Source organism: Streptomyces sp. NPDC096339 (assembly GCF_044762985.1).
Taxonomy (GTDB): Bacteria; Actinomycetota; Actinomycetes; order Streptomycetales; family Streptomycetaceae; genus Streptomyces.
In genome coordinates this window covers 124,589-142,443 of record NZ_JBIWFI010000017.1, presented here as the reverse complement: position 1 = coordinate 142,443, position 17,855 = coordinate 124,589, and the positions used below count along the sequence as shown (strand labels likewise).

Here is a 17,855-nt window from a genome sequence, read left to right as displayed (position 1 = left end):
GTGGCGATAATGTCCGCGTGATCATTGACGGCGGGATCCTGTTCCGGCAGGCCGAGGAGAAGGACGCCGGCACCCTGGTCGCCCTGTACGACCGGGCGGCCGAGTGGATGCGGGCCAACGGCATCGACCAGTGGAAGCCCGGCGACAAGGACGCCGACCACTTCCGCGCGCGGATGCGCGACGGGGAGGTGTGGCTCGCCGGGGACTCCGACGGGCGCGTGATCGGCGCGTACGAGCTGTGGTGGTCCGACGAGGAGGCCTGGGGCGTGCAGCCGCCCGTGGCGGGCTACGTGCACCGGCTGATGGTGGAACGCGAGGCCGCGCCCGCCGGGTCCGGGCGCCGCATGCTCGAACACGCCGAGCGGCGGATCGCGGGGACCGGACGGGAGCGGGCGCGGCTGGACTGCGTCTCCACCAACCCCCGGCTGCTCGCGTACTACCAGGGTGCGGGCTACCGGGTGGTCGGGGAGCTCCCCAACAAGGTGGGGAAGGACGGCAGGGTCTACGGGGTGATCCTGCTGGAGAAGCGGCTGGACCGGCTCACCGCCGTGTGAAGACCGAGACGGTGCGGGCGGGCACGGTGAACTCTCCTGTCCTCGTGTCGTACGCGGACCGCTTGACCGTGGCGTCGGAGCCGCCGGCCTGGACCGGGTGCAGGGTGTAGGCGGTTCCCGCGAGGGCGGGGACGCGCTGGGCCTGGTCGGTGGGGGTGGCGTTGAACACCACCACCAGGCCGCCGAGGGTCATGGTGATCACGCCCGGGGTCTCGTCCGTGCCGGAGAGCGGGAAGCCGAGCCGGCTCTGGACGGCCTCCGCCGTGGTCAGGGCGAAGTCGGGTTCCGTCGTACGGATCCTCAGCAGGTCCCGGTAGGCGGCCGAGGCGGCGGTGATGTCCGGGCAGCCCGGGGCCGGTCCGGTGAGGAGCGGCTTGGCGTACACCCACTTGGAGGCGTTGTCGGCGGCCGGGGGCAGGCCCCGGCCGAAGCCGTTGCCTTCGCGGCAGTCCCAGTGGACGGCGTTGAACCAGTCGCCGCTGTCGTAGGAGTTGCGGTCCAGGGACTTGGAGCGGAGCAGGTCCGTGCCCGCCTGGGAGAGGGCCGGGCCCTGGGAGAGGGCGGCCGTGGCCATGGCGAGGACCTGCATGCGGGCCCGGTCGGCGGTGGGCGTCCCGGTGGGCAGCTTGTAGGCGAGGGCGTCGTACAGGGACTCGTTGTCGTGGGCGTCCGCGTAGGCGAGGGCGTCGCCGGGGGCGGCCGCGTAGCCGGCCGGGGCCCCGTTGTAGTCCAGCTCGGAGCCCTTGATCCGGCGGCCGGTGCTGTCGGTGAAGGTGTACGGGGCGAGGTTGCCGGACAGCCCGACCTTGATCAGGTCCTGGTCGTGCAGGAGGCGGGCCTTCTGCTCGGCGGGGGCGCCGTTGGCGGGGGACGCGTTGGGGTCCGTGAACAGGCCCGAGGCGAAGCCCTGTACGCGCGGGTCCTCGTCGAAGGGGCCGCCGCCGCGGACCGCGTCGCGCGCCCGGTCGGAGAAGGTGGCGATGCCCGTGCCGGCCATGTTCTTCTGCGTGGCCTGCACGAAGCGGGCGTCGTCGGCGACCTCGCCGAAGTTCCAGCCCTCCCCGTAGAGGACGATCTTCTTGCCGTCGACCCCGTCCCTGGCGGGCGTGAGCTCGTCGAGGGCCTTGCGGACGGCGAGGATGTTGGCCTTCGGGTGGTGGCCCATGAGGTCGAAGCGGAAGCCGTCGACCTTGTACTCCTTCGCCCAGGTGACGACGGAGTCCACGACGAGGCGGCCCATCATGGCGTTCTCGGGGGCGGTGCCCGCGCAGCAGGTGGAGTTGGCGACGGAGCCGTCGGCCAGCAGGCGCTGGTAGTAGCCCGGCACGATCCGGTCGAGGACGGACTTGTCCGACTGCCCGGCGGCGACGGTGTGGTTGTAGACCACGTCCATGACGGTCCGCAGCCCGGCCCCGTTCAGGGACTGCACCATGCGGCGGAACTCGACCGTCCGGGCGGTGCCGTTCGGGTCGCTCGCGTACGAGCCCTCGGGGACGGTGTAGTGCAGCGGGTCGTAACCCCAGTTGTAGGCGTCCTTGGCGGCCGCGGCGGCCACGCAGGCCTGCTGCCGGTCGGAGTCGGGCGCGTACACCTTGAGGTCGCAGGCCGGTTCGGTGCGGTCGGCGGCCTTCTCGGGGATGGTGCCGATGTCGAAGGCCGGGAGGAGGTGGACGTACGAGGTCCCCGCGCCGGCCAGGTCGCGCAGGTGCCGCATGCCCGCCGAGCCGGTGTCGGTGAAGGCCAGGTACTGCCCGGGGTGGCCGCTGGTGCGGTCCGCGACGGAGAAGTCGCGGATGTGGAGCTCCTGGATCTGCGCGGAGGTGAAGGGGACGGGCGCGGGCTTGCGCAGTTCCCTCCAGCCGGGCGGGGCGAGCTTCGGGTCGGCCAGGTCGACGACGAGGCTGTGGGCGGAGTCCGCGGTGAGGGCGGTGGAGTAGGGGTCGGTGACCAGGTTGCGGACGACCTGCCCGGCGGTGGGTGCCCACACGGTGACGGCGTAGCGGTAGCGCTTGCCCGCCCAGTCGCGGTCGCCGCGCACGGACCAGACGCCGGTGGAGTCGTCGCGGCGCATCGGGATCGTCCGGCCGCCGTCGAGTTCGAGGGAGACCTGCCGGGCGGTGGGGGCCCACACGGAGAGGGTGGGCCGCCCGTCCTTGAAGACCGGGCCGAGGGGGGCCGTGTTCGCGTACAGGTCGTCCAGTACCCCGGCGAGCTGCACGCCGGTCGCGGCCAGGACGGCCCCGTTCGCGGCACGGGCGCTCGCGACGAGCTGCCCGCGCAGGGAGTCGCGCACCCGGTCCCGGTCGCGGGGGTCGACGGTGAAGGCGGCGTACGAGGCGAGGTGCGGGAACTTCTGCTTCTGCGCGGCGGTGAGCTCGGAGCGGGCCCCCAGCCGCAGCCACTGGGCGCCGCCCTCTTCGAGGGTGCCGTTCGCTGCCTTGACGGCGCCGTCGCGGGAGGCGAGGAGCTGCACGGAGGCGGCGGAGGCGGGGGCGTTCCAGGCGAGGGTGTCGCGGTCGATCCACACGGCCTGGGCCTTGGTGAGGTCCAGGGCGGCGGAGGAGCCGGCGGGCTGCGGCAGGAGGTACTTCTCCTTGCCGCCGAGCATCCACACCTCGTGGCCGGTGGCCTTCAGGTCGAGGGACTGGTCGGAGGGGAGGTCCTTCTCGTCGCCCTTGTGGAGGATGTAGCTCAGGGAGGTCGCACCGGCCCCGAGCGGAACCTCGTACACCGCGCCGTAGGAGTCGGTGCGGACGGGCATCAGCGGCTTGGACCAGTCGGTGGGGTTCGCGGCGCCCGTCCAGACGTGCAGCCCCCAGCCGTCGTAGGCGCCGTCCGGGCGCTGGTAGTGCAGGACGGCCTTGGCCGTGTCCTGCGGCGGATAGGCGGGCCGGTCGGTGCGGGCGGGTTCCCTGCCCTGCTCCAGCCAGATCTCGCCGGTCTTCGTCACGTCGATGGTGCGGTCGGCGGAGACGTCCTTGTTGCCGTCCTTGTCGATGACGAGGTAGCCGACGGAGGAGGCGCCGGGCTTGAGGCGGACGTACGCGAAGGCGCCGTAGGCGTCGCGGCCGGTGAAGTCGTGGCCGGCCGGCCAGGGGGTCTGCTCGCCGTCGGCGATGTCGCCCCAGGCGTAGAGCCGCCAGTTCGTGTAGTCGCCGTCGGGCCGGTTGTAGTGGACGACGGCGTAGTCGCGCTGGGTGGCGGTGGGGACCGGGGTGGGCGGAGTCTGGCCGGTGACGGAGTCGGCGAGCGCGCTCGCGGTGCGGCCGGCGGAGTCGACGACGACGGCCTTGTAGCGCAGGGCGGTGCCGGCGGGGGTCGTGGCGTCGATGTGCTGGGTGACCTTGTAGGGGGCGTGGTCGGCGGAGCCGAGGACCTGCCACTTGCCGTTGCCGGTCTGGGCGGCGAAGACGACCCGGTTCAGGGCGCCGGGGCCGTTGCCGGTCACGTCGGCGCTCAGCTCGACGGTCCCGGTGGCGCCGGGGGCGGGGGCCTTGAGGGTGAGGGCGGGCTTGGCGGCCGGAGCGGCGAGGGGAGCGGCTCCCTGGAGCACCACCGATCCGAAGGCGGGGACGGTGACGGTGAGCCTGCCGGCGGCGGAGGCCCAGATCGCGGAGGTGCCGCTGCCGCCGTACAGGGTGCGGTACAGGGCACCGGCCGGGGCGTCGATCTCCACGGTCTTCGGCTCGCCCCCGTTGTTGGCGGCGACGAGGTACTCGGTCCGGGTACGCGCGTCGGTCCGGGCGAAGGCGTAGACCGACCCGTCGGCGAGGCGCTCGCTCTGGACGCCGTCGCGCAGTGCGGGGTGGTCCTTGACCAGCTTCGAGAGAGCGCTGATCTGCTTGTAGAGCGGATGCCCCGGATCGTAGGCGTCGCTCGCGTGCGTGCGCGCCGTTCCGAGCTGGTCGTCGTCGAGGTAGTCGGCGACCTGCGTCGCGAACAGTGGCTGGCGGGCGTCCTTGTCGCCTCCGGCGCCCGTGAAGCCCTGCTCGTCACCGGAGTAGATCACCGGGTTGCCCCGGGAGAAGAACATCAGCTCGTTGGCGAGCCGGTAGCGGTCGAGCAGCTCCCGCTCCCCCGCCCCCGGCCGGTCCTGCTTCAGGAAGGTCCCGAAGCGGCCCATGTCGTGGTTGCCGAGGAAGGTCACCTGCTCGTAGGCGTTGGCCTTGTCGGTGGTGTACCGGTAGTCGTCGGCCAGTACGGCTCCCAGCCGGGAGGCCGCCGCGCCCTGGGAGGCGTACGCGCGGATCGCGTCCTGGAGCGGGAAGTCGAGGGTGGCGTCGAGCCGCCCCTGCGTCACGTACGGGGAGGTGACGGCGGTGTCCGCCGAGTACACCTCGCCGAACATGAAGAAGTCGTCCCGGCCGCGCTTGGCCGCGTACTTGTCGAGGGCGGTCGCCCACTGCGTCCAGAACTCCGTGTTGACGTGCTTGACGGTGTCGATCCGGAAGCCGTCGATGTCGAAGTCCTCGACCCACTTCTCGTAGATCTTCTCCATCCCGCCGACGACCTCGGGACGCTCTGTCCACAGGTCGTCGAGACCGAAGAAGTCGCCCTGCTCGGAGGACTCCCCGGCGAAGCTGGAGTCGCCCCGGTTGTGGTACATCGTCGGGTCGTTGAGCCAGGCCGGCGCCTTGACGTTCTTCTTCGCCTCCGGCACGAAGGGGGTCCGGGGGAAGGACTCCCCGTCCACCTTCGGGAACTTCCCCTTCCCGTCGGCGTAGTCCCCGTCCTCGAACGGCACGCCGTCCTTCGTCAGGTACGGGAACGCCCCCTTGGACAGGTACGAATAGGACGCCTCCCGGTAGTCGACGACGTCGGCGGTGTGGTTGGTGATGACGTCGAAGAAGACCTTCATCCCCTTCCCGTGCGCCTTCTCGATCAGCCTCTCCAGGTCGGCGTTGGTCCCGAAGTGCGGGTCGACCTGGGTGAAGTCGGTGATCCAGTAGCCGTGGTACCCGGCCGAGACGTCGGCGCCCTTCCCCTGTACCGGCTGGTTCTTGAAGATCGGCGCCATCCAGATGGCCGTCGTCCCCAGCCCCTTGATGTAGTCGAGCCGATCCGTCAGCCCCTTGAGGTCACCGCCCTGGTAGAAGCCCTTGTCCGTCGGGTCCAGGCCGGTCTCCAGCCGGCTGCCGGTCAGTCCGCCCCGGTCGTTGCGCGGGTCGCCGTTCGCGAACCGGTCCGGGAGGACGAAGTAGAACTGCTCCCTGGTCAGGTCGTGGCGGGCCGGCTCGGCGGCGAGCTTCGCGTCCGAGGGCGGGGCGGGAGGCGTCGCGGCGGCGGCCGCGGCCGGGAGCGCGGGCAGGAGGGTCACGGCCAGGGCGGCGGCGAGGGCTCCTGCGGCAGGGCGTATCAAGGCGAATCTCCTTGTGTACGGATCACATATCGCATGGACGGCGCATGGATGAGGGCCGCCCGGCGGTGGCGGGGAGAAGGGTGCCGGGCGGCCCTGGTCTGTGGAGGGCGGGCGGTTCAGCTGCGCCAGGTGTCGGTCAGCGTGACCTTGCCGCTCGCGGGGACGGTGGCCGTGCGGTTGGCGCCGCTCTCCCAGGTGACGTTGCCTGAGGCGTCCTTGCGGACGTACTTGTACGCGAAGGACGTGCCGGCCGGAAGGGTGACGTCGAGCTTCCAGACGGGGTAGGCGGCCGGGTCGAGCTTCAGCGCGCTGCCGGTGTTCCAGGCACCGAGCTCGGCGCGGTCGCCGACGACGTAGACGTTCTGGCCGGGGACGGTGGTGGCGTTGACGGAGAAGGCGGCGCCGGCAGCGACCGGGGTGGTTCCGCCCGAGCAGCTGCGGGCGTTCACGTGCAGCGCGACGGCGGTCCCCGCCCCGAGCGTGGCGGTGAACCGGCCGGCGGAATCCACGGTCACCGCGCGCCCGCTCTGCACGTCGCAGTAGTCGCCGCCCGGAAGGGAGGTCTGGAAGGTACGGGTCAGGGCACTCGCCTCGTGGTTGATCGCCACGTACGCCTTCGTACCCCGTCCGAAGGCGATCTGGTCGCCCCCGTTGTCCCACCAGTCGGTGACGGCCTGCCCGCGGGCCGCGTTGCGGAAGCCCACCATGGAGGAGATCTCCCGCCAGGCGTGCTGGCACTTCCATCCGTCCGCGTAACAGGCGCTCACCGTGCCGCCGTTGGGCGGACCGGCGTCCTTGTCGCTCCACTCGTACCCGGAGTGCACGTCGGGCGACCCGTAGGGCCAGGCCAGCATGAACACGCTGGCGAGCGTGTAGTCGGACCCGTTCTTGTAGTTGAGGGTGTCGCCTCCGCGCTCGGTGTCGTGGTTGTCGACGAAGACGCCGGACTGCCCGCTCGGCATGTACCCCCACGCCTCGCCGAAGTTCTTCAGATAGGCGAGGTTCTCGTTCTGGAAGACCCTCTTCAGGTCCCTCGCGTACCGGAACTCCTGCACGTCGCCGTTGCCGAGGTACTCGGAGGGCGACACGGCCTCCCCGGCGCCGTATATCGCCTCCTGCTTCCAGTACACCGACGGGTTCGTCAGCCGGGACTTGATGTTGGCGAGGTCGGCGGCGGGCATGTGCTTGGCGGCGTCGATCCGGAAGCCGTCCACCCCGAGCGACAGCAGGTCGTTCAGGTACCCGGCGATCCGCCCCCGGACGTACTCCTCGCCGGTGTCCAGATCCGCGAGCTGCACGAGCTCGCAGTTCTGGACGTTCGCCTTGTCCTGGTAGTTGGAGATCGTCGCCCGGCAGTCGTCCATGTCGGAACCGGAGTACGTGCCCGGGTAGTTGTACTTCGTGTACGAAGACCCGCCCGTCCCGGTGTAGGTGGCACCCGCGTCCGCCGGGCCGGCCATGTGGTTGATCACCGAGTCGGCGACGACCTTCACCCCGGCGGCGTGGCAGGTGTCGACCATGCTCTTGAAGGCGGCCCGGTCGCCGAGCCGCCCGGCGATCTTGTAGCTGACGGGCTGGTACGAGGTCCACCACTGGCCGCCCTGGACGTGCTCCTGCGGCGGCGACACCTGCACGTACCCGTACCCGGCGGGCCCGAGGCTGTCCGTGCAGGCCTTGGCCACGGAGTCGAAGCGCCACTCGAAGAGGACGGCGGTCACGTCCTTCCCCCCGGGGGGCGTGGCCTGCGCCTGCGGCGCGACGGCGGTGAGGGTCGCGGCGGCGAGACCGCCGACTGCCAGCAGGGCTCTGCCGGTTCTTGCGGTTCGCACGGTGGGGGGCATGTGGGACCTCCTGGCGGAGAGGGGGGATTGCAGGCGACCGTATGGCGCCGCCAACCGGCCTGCAATACCTTGCGCAAGAAATTGCAGAATTGTTTCCGTCAGGTGTCTCGCCGGGGGCCGCCGAGGGAACCACCGAGGAGCCGCCGAGGAGCCGCCGAGAGGAACGCATCGTGGGGAGCCGGGCGGAGCACCGAGCGGGGTGGGCGCCCGGGACGGTCGATGCTTAACTGATCATCACATCAGGAAGAGACGACTGGAGTTCAGAGTGAAGGCCGTTGTACGGGGAACTGTCTGCGCGATCGCCTTGGTGGCGGCGCTGGCCGGCTGCGGAAATGACGCGGGAGGCACGCCGACGCCCGGAAGCGCCGGCGCCAAGGGCAAGACCTCCGGCCCCCTGTCCGTGGAACAGATCCGGTCGGCACTCCCGACGGATACGAGCCTGGGCAACAACCTCGCCGGGGACGAGGCGGTGGCCACAGGAGGGGAAGAAGCCCGGACGTACTGCACCGAGACCACCGCGGCAACGTGCGACGGGCTGGTGGCCGCGGGCATGAAGGAGCTCACGAGGAGGGGGCCGGACGAAACCAAGGTCGAGTTCAGCCTCTTCTCGTTCGACTCCCCGAAGTCCGCGACGGCGGCGATGAAGAGCCTGTCTGCCAAGCGGCGCACGGACATAGAGCCCACTCCCCAGCCTGTGAAGGTGGAGGCCGGAGCGGACGAGACCGACGCGTTCGGGAACAACCGGGTGACCGCTACGACCATGCGCGTCGGCAGCGTCCTCGTGTACATCTGGGCCGTGGAGACCAACCTCGACCAGGTGAACGTCGCCGCCAAGCACCAGGTGGACCGACTCAAGTCCGCCGCCTGACCCACGCCCCGCATCGCAGACCCACGGTCCTGTGCGGCGGGGGTGGGCTCGGGCCCTCGAAGCCCCGCTCCCGGACCGGGCAGGCGGCCTGCAGTGTCACTTCGGCAGGGACACGCTGTCCTGGGCGGCGCGAGGAGCGCGGGTCACCGGACTGGACTTCTCTCCGCCCGCGACCGAGCGGCCTCACGACTCGCAGTCGAACTCGGCATCAACGCACGGTTCTTGACCGCCGGCGTCTATGACGCGGTATCGGCCGTCGAAGGAGAGGCGTTCGACATCGTCCATGCCGGCTTCGGAGCCCTGAACCGGCTTCCCGACATCAACCGCTGGGCCTCGGTGGCCGCCGAACTCGTCGCACCCGCCGGGTGCCTCTACCTCGCGGAGTTCCACCCCTTCAGTCACGTCCTGGATGACGAGACCGGAACCACGGTCACGCACGACTACTTCGACGAAGGTCCGGAAGCCTCGGGAGGCCCCGGCACCTACGCCGATGAGACGGCTACGACGGAGCACAACGAGACCGTCGAGAGGCGCCACAGTCTGGCGACCGTTGTCTCGGCGATCACCGGCGCCGGCCTGCGGATCCAGTTCCTCCACGAGCACGACCACACCTTCTACCTCCAGCGCCGGTCGCTGGAGAGCCACGACGGTGGCGACGTCTACCGACATCGTGAAGGCGCACCGCGATTCCCCCTCACTTATTCGATCCGCGCCGAGAAGGCGTGATCCGCTCACGCCTCTGATCGTCCTTCGGCGCGGGCATCGGCCCGAGGGCAGCAGGGCCGGGCGTGAGGGCCTCCCGGTCCGGTGAAGCTGATGATTCGATTTCAGTTCCTGCCGAATTCCTGCCCAGATGGGCTCATCGAGTGGGTTTCCCGGGCCTGACGGGCGTGCTGCGGCAAGGCCTCCGGAACCAGCTGTATCCCTGCAACGTCACGCAGGACGTCGTGGGAAGGCTGGAAACGATGGTTGGGCGAAGGAATTTCCTCATGGCCGGCGCCTTCGGGGGTGCGGCCGCGCTCTCACCCGGTGGTCCACAAGCACGGGCGGATACGGATCAAGGCGGCAGCCATGGCCATCGCAAGGGCCATCGCAAGGGGGCCGGGGACGCCCCCATCCCGAAGACCCCGCCACTGGAGAAGTACGTCGACCCGCTGCCCACACCGGTGACGGCCGTCCCCGATCCGTCCGTCTATCCGGGAGCCGACTACTACGAGCTCACGATGCGGCCGGGCTCGTGGCGGTTCCACCGCGATCTCGGCCCGGCGGACGTGTGGGGTTACTGGGCCACGAACCCGCACAGCCCCCGCAGGCCGATCGGCATGGGCTACCTCGGGCCGACCATCAGTGTGAACAAGGACCAGCCGACGGTCGTCAAATACCGGAATCACCTGCCGACGACCCACCTGTTCCAGTTCGTGATCGACGCCATTCGCAACGGGGACCCCCAGCTGACCCCGACGCCCCCGCCTCCCTACCAACCCATGCTGCCGTTCCCCGACAACGTCAACGTGTGGAACGTCGTGCACCAGCACGGCGGTTTCACCGCACCGCAGTCCGACGGAATGCCACTGCATTCGTTCAGCCCCGACGGCATCCACGCCGAGGCCTACACCACACTGGACCCGAGCCGGGTCAAGCCCAACGAAGCGATCTGCGCCTACACCAACCACGAACGCTCGTCCATGCTCTGGTACCACGACCACGGCATGGGGATGACGAGCCTCAACGTCTACGCGGGCCTGGCCGGCCTCTGGATGATCAACGACCCCGCCGACGAGCGGCTCAACCTGCCGCGCGGCGAGTACGAGGTCCCCCTGATCCTGCAGGACCGGACCTTCCACCCGGACGGCTCCCTCGCCTACACCATGACCCTGCAGGAAGGAGAGGACACCCCCGTCGTCAACGGGAAGGCGTACCCCTACCTGGCCGTCGAGCCGCGGCGCTACCGCCTGCGCCTCCTCAACGCCTCGAACGAGCGCTTCTGGCGGCTGCGGTTCGCCGTACCCGAGAGCCTGGCCACCCAGCCGTCGCTGCCGTTCTGGCTGATCGGCACCGACGGCGGCTTCCGCCCTCCGCTGCAGATGGTGAACCTGCTCATCGGGCCGGCCGAACGGTACGACCTGATCGTCGACTTCAGCCAGGTGCCCGGCACCGATGTCACGCTGACGAACTACCACGCGCCGGTCCACTATCCCGGAGTCCCGGGAACCGGACCGCAGATCTCGGAGATCATGCAGTTCAAGGTGGCCAAGCGGCCGTCCGGGGGCGCGGACGGGACGACGCCGCCCAAGGCCCTCAAACTGCCGACGGTCACGCCCATCGCGGTGAAACCGGAAACCCGCCGCCGGCAGTGGGTCGTCTACCAGCACAAGCTCTTCGGCACGATGACGTTCAACGCGGTGCCGTTCATGGAGCCGTCCGCGGACTTCATCGAGGCGGGCTCGTCCGAGATCTGGGAGTACATCAACCCCAACCACGACGCCCACCCGATGCACGTCCACCTCGTCAACTTCCAGGTGCTGAACAGGCAGCCCATCGACGCGGCCGCGTACCAGGCGGACTACGAGAAGTGGATCGACGGCGGCCGCAAGCCGGAGGACCTTCCGGTCCTGGAGAAGTACCTCACCGGCCCGCCGATCCCTCCGGAACCGGACGAAGCCCACTCCGACAAGGACACGGTCAAGTCCTTCCCGGAAACGGTCACCAGGATCATCAGCCGTGAGTTCACGCCACCCACGGAAACGATCGCGTCCATTCCCGACAGCGGGACCGCGTACCCGGCCACGTACGTCCACCACTGCCACCTCCTCGAACACGAGGACGACGACCTGATGCGCCCGTGGACGATCGTCGCCCCCGGCACCAGGACCGACGCCGGCGGCGGCCACTGAGGAACCCGGAACGCGCCCGCCGCCGGGACGTTCCGCGTGCGGCGGGCGGGGAGGCAGGGCACCCTGTGATCGTGGGACGGACGTGCGGCGTCGGAGCGAGCCGCGCGTCCCGCCTTCCGCGCACTCGGGGCACCGGTTCCGCACGGCCCGGGACGGCCTGCGCGACCGCCCTGGAGGAAGGGAGGGCTCGTGAACCTCGCGAACCGCTACCCGCCGATCGCCGACCACGGCCTGATCGGGGACCTGCAGACTGCCGCGCTGGTGTCCTCCCGGGGCGAGGTCGACTGGTGGTGCACCCCCCGCTTCGACTCGCCCAGCATCTTCGCCTCGCTCCTCGACAGCGAGCGCGGCGGGCACTGCGGGCTGGCCGCGGACGTCGCGGACGACGAAGGCGCCACGGTCCGCCAGCTGTACCTCTCGGACACCGCGGTGCTGGTCACCCGGTACATGGCCCCCGGCGGGGTCGGGGAGGTCGCCGATTTCATGCCCGCTGTCCACGCCCCGCAGGCGACGGACCGGCACCAGATGGTGCGGGTCGCCCGCGTAGTGCGCGGCAGCCTCTCGTTCACCCTCAACTGCCGCCCCCGCTTCGACTACGGGCGCGCCTCCCACACCCTGGAGCGGGTCGACGACCGCACGGTGGTGTTCCACGGGCCGGACACGGACCTGCACGTCCAGGCCGCCGAAGGCATCACCTTGGAGGCGGACGGCGAGGACGTGACGGCCCGGTTCACGCTGCGGGCCGGGGAGGCCTCCGGCGTGGTGCTGACGAGTACGGCCGCCGGCGGACCGGCCGGACCGGCGCCCTCGGTCCAGACGCTCGCGGACGAACTGGAGTCGTGCCGCTCGTTCTGGCAGACGTGGCTGCGGGCGTGCACCTACGCCGGACGCTGGCGGGACATCGTCTACCGCTCCGCCATCACCCTCAAGCTGCTCACCTACGCCCCGACCGGAGCCCCGATCGCCGCCGCCACCATGGGCCTGCCGGAACAGATCGGCGGCGAGCGGAACTGGGACTACCGGTACACCTGGGTCCGGGACGGCTCCCTGTCGGTCAGGGCACTGAACGACCTGGGCTTCACCGAGGAGGCCAACGCCTTCCGCCACTGGATCCGCGACCGCCTCAAGGCGGGCGGCACCGCCTCGGGCGAGCCCCTGCAGATCATGTACCGGATCGACGGAGATCCGTACCTGACCGAGGAGAACCTCGACCACCTGGAGGGTTACCGCGGCTCGGCACCGGTGCGCGCCGGGAACGCCGCCGCCGACCAGATCCAGCTGGACATCTACGGCGAGGCCGCCGACGCGCTGGCCCAGTCCTCGGCCGCCCTCGGGGCCATCAAGGGCTGGCAGGACTTCGCGGACGTGCTGGACTGGCTCGCCGACCACTGGGACCGGCCCGACGAGGGCATCTGGGAGACCCGTGGCGGCCGTCAGAACTTCACCTACAGCCGCCTGATGACCTGGGTCGCCTTCGAGCGCGGCATCCGGCTGGCCCTGCAGCACTCCCGCCCCGCCGACCTCGCCCGCTGGCGCGAGGCGCGCGACGCCGTCTACCGGCAGATCGTCGAGCGCGGCTGGAACGAGGAGCGGCAGGCCTTCGTCCAGCATTTCGACACCACGGTCCTGGACGCGTCCCTGCTGCTCATGCCCCGGGTCGGGTTCATCTCCCCGCACGATCCGCAGTGGCTGAGCACCCTCGCCGCCATGGACGAGGAACTGGTCAGCGACAGCCTGGTCTACCGCTACAACCCGGCGGCGTCCCCGGACGGCCTGCGCGGCTCCGAGGGCACCTTCAACCTGTGCAGCTTCCTCTACGTCGAGGCCCTCGCCCGCGCCGGGAAGCCGCACCAGGCCCGCTACGCCTTCGACAAGATGCTCACCTACGCCAACCACGTCGGCCTGTTCGCCGAGGAGATCGGCCCTTCCGGCGAGCAACTCGGCAACTTCCCGCAGGCGTTCACCCACCTCGCCCTGATCGCCGCCGCCCTGGCCCTGGACGAGCAGCTCACGGGGGCGGAAGCCAAACCGTACGGCCGGCCGGAGGGCCGACCGCGCGGCTGGCCCGCCCCGAAGCCCCCGGGCGGCGGTACGGAGGCGCCGGGCGGCTGACGGCTTCTCCGGGGCGGGACTTCTCCCCCCGCAGCCCCCGCCCCCGGGCCGGCACCTGCCCACCCGCCCCCTCGGGTGCGGGTGGGGCGGTGGCGGGCGTCCTCGCGGGAGGGTGGGTTGTTCGTCCGGGCCGGGGGGCTGGGGCGGTACCCGCGCCGGGGGTCGTTGGGCGCGGGGGGGGGGCCGGGGTGTGGCGGTGCCCCGGCCGGGCGGCAGTGAAAAGGGTTGGGGATTTCCCGTCAGTCCCATCGTCCTTCCGCGTCGGGCCGGCCTGTCAAGGGCGCTCCCTTCGGTCGCGTCGCTGCGCGATCGCCTTCGGCGACCCTTGACAGACCGTCCCGCCACGGAAAGACAAGGACTGCCGGGAAACCCCCAAAAGAACGGGCCGGGCGGAAGAACGACAAGCGGCCCAGTCGGAGATGTCCTGCCCTGCTCCGGCAGGGGCCGGGCCCGGCCTCGGGGCCCTCCACCTCGGCTTCAGGGCCGGGCAGGCGGCCACCCTCCCCGAAACCCCGACCACAAGCCCCTCGGCGGGAGGATGGGCGCGTCAAATCGCTACGCGCTCCTCATATCTCGGCGTCCGACGACCGCCTGGGGCTGGTCTCGCCCCAGATCGCCACGCGCTCCTCCTTGACGGCGTCCACCAGTCGTCAGGGGTTGGTCATAGGCCGCCCAAGCCCTCGAATCCTCTTCCATGACCGCGTCTGACCGCCGTCGAGGGGAGAAAGGAGCCGGACGGCGGCTATTCCGAGCTGGATTCGGGTCCATCAGCCCCGGACGGGGGTCGGTCGCGGTCGTCGAGAAGCGCGTAGCGATCGTAGGCGGCCCATGACCAGCCCCAATCGACCGTGGACGCCGTCAAGGAGGAGCGCGTAGCGATCTGACGCGGCACCAGCCCCAGAACGGGAGCCAGACGCCGTCGTCGAGGAGCGCGTGGCGATCTGACGCGGCACCAGCCCCAGACGGGAGCCGGACGCCGTCGTCGAGGAGCGCGTAGCGATTTGACGCGCCCATCCCTCCGCCGGGGCTCTTGTGGTCGGGGTTTCGGGGAGGGTGGCCGCCTGCCCGGCCTGGCCGGTGGCCCGGTGGGCCCGAGGGGAGGCCCGGCCCCACCTCAACCGGGTCGGACATGGCTGATGGCCCGTCCTTGGATCTCTCCCCGGCCCGTTCTTTTGGGGGTTTCCCGGCAGTCCTTGTCTTTCCGTGGCGGGTCGGTCTGTCAAGGGTCGCCGTAGGCGATCGCGCAGCGACGCGACCGAAGGGAGCGCCCTTGACAGGCCGGCCCGACGCGGAAGGACGATGGGACTGACGGGAAATCCCCAACCCTTTTCACTGCCGCCCGGCCGGGGCACCGCCAGGTCGCCGCCTCCCCACCCCCGCCCGGTCATCAGCCCCGGGGTGCGCGACCGCCGTCCGGAGCCTGGCCCGTACCGAAAGCCAGCCTCCCGCGACGGCGCCCGCCACACCCCACCCGCACCCGAGGGGGCGGGTGGGCAACCACCGGCCCGGGGGCGGAGGTCGAGGGGGGAGATGGCGGGCTCGCGCGGGGAGCTCGTACAGGCGGCCCCTCGCCCCTCGCTCCCCCCGCCCCCGTGAGCCCTACGGCGCCTGCCCCGTAGACCCCCGCACGACCAACTCCGGCTGGAAGACGTACTCCGTGCGCTGGACCGGGGTGCCCGACACCGCTTCCAGGAGGGCGCCCACCGCGGCCGTGGCCATCGCGCGGACCGGCTGGCGGACCGTGGTCAGTGGGGGGTCCGTGAAGGCGATCAGCGGGGAGTCGTCGAAGCCGACCACCGATACGTCCTCGGGCACCCGCAGGCCCCGTTCGCGGGCCGCGCGGATGACGCCGAGGGCCATCGGGTCGCTACCGCACACGATGCCCGTGCAGCCCCGTTCCAGCAGGGCCATGCCCGCGGCGTGACCGCCCTCGACCGTGAACAGCGTCCGCTGGACGAGGCCTTCGGCGGCGGCCGACGGAACGGCCGCCAGGAACCCTTGCTCCTTACGGGCCGAGGGGACGTAGCGCGTGGGCCCTATCGCCAGGCCGATGCGCCGGTGGCCCAGGTCCTCCAGGTGTCGTACGGCCATCTCGGCGGCCGCCCGGTCGTCCGGGGAGATGAAGGGGGCGTTGACGGCTTCGTTGAAGCCGTTGATCAGGACGAAGGGGACTCCGCGGGCGGCCAGCCGCTGGTAGCGGGAGGGATCGGCGGTCGAGTCGGCGTGGAGGCCCGACAGGAACACGATGCCCGTGACCCCCCGCTCCTCCAGCTGCTCGACCAGCTCGTCCTCCGTCGCCCCGCCCGGGGTCTGCGTGCACAGCACCGGCGTGTACCCGTGCCCGGCCAGCGCCTGCTCGATGACCTGCGCGAACGCCGGGAAGATGGGGTTCGTCAGCTCGGGGATCAGGAGCCCCACCAGGCCGTTGCTGCGCCGCTTGAGCCGTACGGGCCGCTCGTAGCCCAGCAGGTCGAGCGCGGCCAGCACCTTGTGACGGGTGCCGGCCGCGACGCCCGCCTTGCCGTTGAGCACACGGCTGACGGTCGCCTCGCTGACCCGGGCCTGCGAGGCGATGTCCGTCAGCCGCAGTGGGGAGCCCGACGGGGAGGTCACACCTGCCACCACACCGTGCTGTCGGCGGGCAGCACGCCGCTGTCCGGCGCCACCTCGGTGCTGGAGAGCAGGACCCGGGCGCCCGGCCGCACCGGGATGCAAGCGTCCGCGCCCGTGGTGTTGGCCGTGCACACGAAGTCCCCGCGGCGGAAGGCCAGTACGCCCTCGGGCGCCTCCAGCCACTCCACGCCCTCGCCCGCGCCCAGCTCCGGCCGCTCGCGCCGCAGTCGCAGGGCCGCGCGGTACAGCTCCAGGGTGGAGTCCGGGTCGCCGGTCTGGGCGGCCACGCTCAGTCCGGCCCACTCGGCGGGCTGGGGCAGCCAGCTGCCGCCGGTGCCGAAGCCGTACGGGGCCTGGTCGCCGGACCACGGCATCGGGACGCGGCAGCCGTCGCGCAGCCCGTCCTGGCCGTTGGCCTTGAAGAAGGAGGGGTCCTGGCGCACCTCGTCCGGGAGGTCGGTGACCTCCGGCAGGCCGAGCTCCTCGCCCTGGTAGACGTACGCGGACCCCGGCAGGGCCAGCATCAGCAGCGCGGCGGCCCGCGCCCGCTCCAGGCTGCCGAAGCGCGTCCGGTGCCGTACCACGTCGTGGTTGGACAGCACCCAGGTGGTCGGGGCGCCGACCGGGCGCATCGCGTCAAGGGACTCGTCGATGGTGGCGCGCAGCGCCTCGGCGTCCCAGTCGGTGTTCAGGTAGTGGAAGTTGAAGGCCTGGTGGAGCTCGTCGGGGCGCAGGTACATGGCGGTGCGGTCGGCGCTGGGGGTCCAGGCCTCGGCGACGCCGATGCGGTCGCCCGCGTACTCGTCCAGCACCTTGCGCCACGACCGGTAGATCTCGTGGACGCCGTCCTGGTCGAAGAAGGGCAGCACCTGGTTGCCGAGCAGCTTGAGCTGCTCGCCGCGGCCGAGGTCCGGCAGGCCGGGGGCCTTGACCAGCCCGTGGGCGACGTCGATGCGGAAGCCGTCGACCCCCAGATCGAGCCAGAAGCGCAGCACGGACCGGAACTCGTCCTGGACCGCGGGGTGTTCCCAGTTGAAGTCGGGCTGTTCGGGGGCGAAGAGGTGCAGGTACCACTCGCCGGGGGTGCCGTCCTCGTCCACGACGCGCGTCCAGGCCGGGCCGCCGAAGATGGACTCCCAGTCGTTCGGGGGTTCGCTGCCGTCCGCCCCCCGTCCCGGACGGAAGTGGAAGCGTTCGCGCAGCGGCGTGCCGGGCCCTTCCCTCAGGGCCTGCTTGAACCATTCGTGCTGGTCGGAGCAGTGGTTGGGCACGAGGTCGACGATGATCCGCAGGCCGAGCCCATGCGCTTCGCGGATCACCGCGTCGGCGTCGTGCAGGGTGCCGAACATGGGGTCGATGGCCCGGTAGTCGGCGACATCGTAGCCGGCGTCGGCCTGCGGGGAGGCGTAGAAGGGGCTGAGCCAGACGGCGTCGACGCCCAGTTCCTTCAGGTAGGGCAGTCGGCTGCGGATGCCTTCGAGGTCCCCCATGCCGTCCCCGTTGGAGTCGGCGAAGCTGCGCGGATAGACCTGGTAGATCACCGCTTCTCTCCACCAGCCGGGCAGGGTGCCGGTGGAGGTGGGGAGTGCGTCGGCGAGGTGCTGGGTCATGGTG

Annotated in this window: 9 protein-coding genes; 5 read left to right on the top strand and 4 right to left on the bottom strand. The window is 71.1% G+C overall.

Annotated features, from left to right (window positions below; translation table 11 throughout):
* Positions 1-17 precede the first annotated feature (17 nt).
* Complete coding sequence (locus tag ACIQ5Y_RS22365; RefSeq protein ID WP_403883037.1) at positions 18-554, top strand: GNAT family N-acetyltransferase; 537 nt, start codon at positions 18-20, stop codon at positions 552-554.
* Here the strand turns inward: ACIQ5Y_RS22365 and pulA are convergent.
* Both pulA and ACIQ5Y_RS22355 read right to left on the bottom strand, forming a co-directional pair.
* Entirely contained in the window at positions 541-5,913 is a 5,373-nt protein-coding gene (gene pulA, locus ACIQ5Y_RS22360) for a pullulanase-type alpha-1,6-glucosidase (protein WP_403883034.1), read from the bottom strand. The two genes, ACIQ5Y_RS22365 and pulA, sit on opposite strands and share 14 nt — an antisense overlap.
* Before the next feature lie 116 nt (positions 5,914-6,029).
* Entirely contained in the window at positions 6,030-7,754 is a 1,725-nt protein-coding gene (locus ACIQ5Y_RS22355) for a carbohydrate-binding module family 20 domain-containing protein (protein ID WP_403883031.1), read from the bottom strand.
* Between the two features lie 265 nt (positions 7,755-8,019).
* On the opposite strand from ACIQ5Y_RS22355, the gene ACIQ5Y_RS22350 reads away from it, so the two are divergent.
* The 4 genes from ACIQ5Y_RS22350 (at position 8,020) to ACIQ5Y_RS22335 (ending at position 13,628) form a co-directional block, all read left to right on the top strand.
* Positions 8,020-8,622: a hypothetical protein gene (locus ACIQ5Y_RS22350; RefSeq protein WP_403883028.1), complete on the top strand. Its 603-nt coding sequence runs from the start codon at positions 8,020-8,022 to the stop codon at positions 8,620-8,622.
* 222 nt (positions 8,623-8,844) lie between these two features.
* Positions 8,845-9,348 carry a hypothetical protein gene (locus ACIQ5Y_RS22345; RefSeq protein WP_403883025.1) on the top strand — a complete coding sequence of 168 codons (504 nt, stop codon included), beginning with the start codon at positions 8,845-8,847 and terminating at the stop codon, positions 9,346-9,348.
* A 263-nt stretch (positions 9,349-9,611) separates the two neighbouring features.
* Positions 9,612-11,516 (top strand): multicopper oxidase family protein, encoded by a 1,905-nt coding sequence (locus ACIQ5Y_RS22340; RefSeq protein ID WP_403883022.1) that lies wholly within the window; start codon positions 9,612-9,614, stop codon positions 11,514-11,516.
* A 189-nt stretch (positions 11,517-11,705) separates the two neighbouring features.
* Positions 11,706-13,628 (top strand): glycoside hydrolase family 15 protein, encoded by a 1,923-nt coding sequence (locus tag ACIQ5Y_RS22335; RefSeq protein ID WP_403883019.1) that lies wholly within the window; start codon positions 11,706-11,708, stop codon positions 13,626-13,628.
* Between the two features lie 1,599 nt (positions 13,629-15,227).
* Here ACIQ5Y_RS22335 and ACIQ5Y_RS22330 read toward each other — a convergent pair.
* Positions 15,228-16,250: a LacI family DNA-binding transcriptional regulator gene (locus tag ACIQ5Y_RS22330; RefSeq protein ID WP_403883016.1), complete on the bottom strand. Its 1,023-nt coding sequence runs from the start codon at positions 16,248-16,250 to the stop codon at positions 15,228-15,230.
* A complete protein-coding gene (locus ACIQ5Y_RS22325) occupies positions 16,238-17,851 on the bottom strand; it encodes a glycoside hydrolase family 13 protein (protein ID WP_403883014.1) in 1,614 nt (537 codons plus the stop codon). The genes ACIQ5Y_RS22330 and ACIQ5Y_RS22325 overlap by 13 nt, the downstream gene beginning before the upstream one ends.
* Positions 17,852-17,855 lie beyond the last annotated feature (4 nt).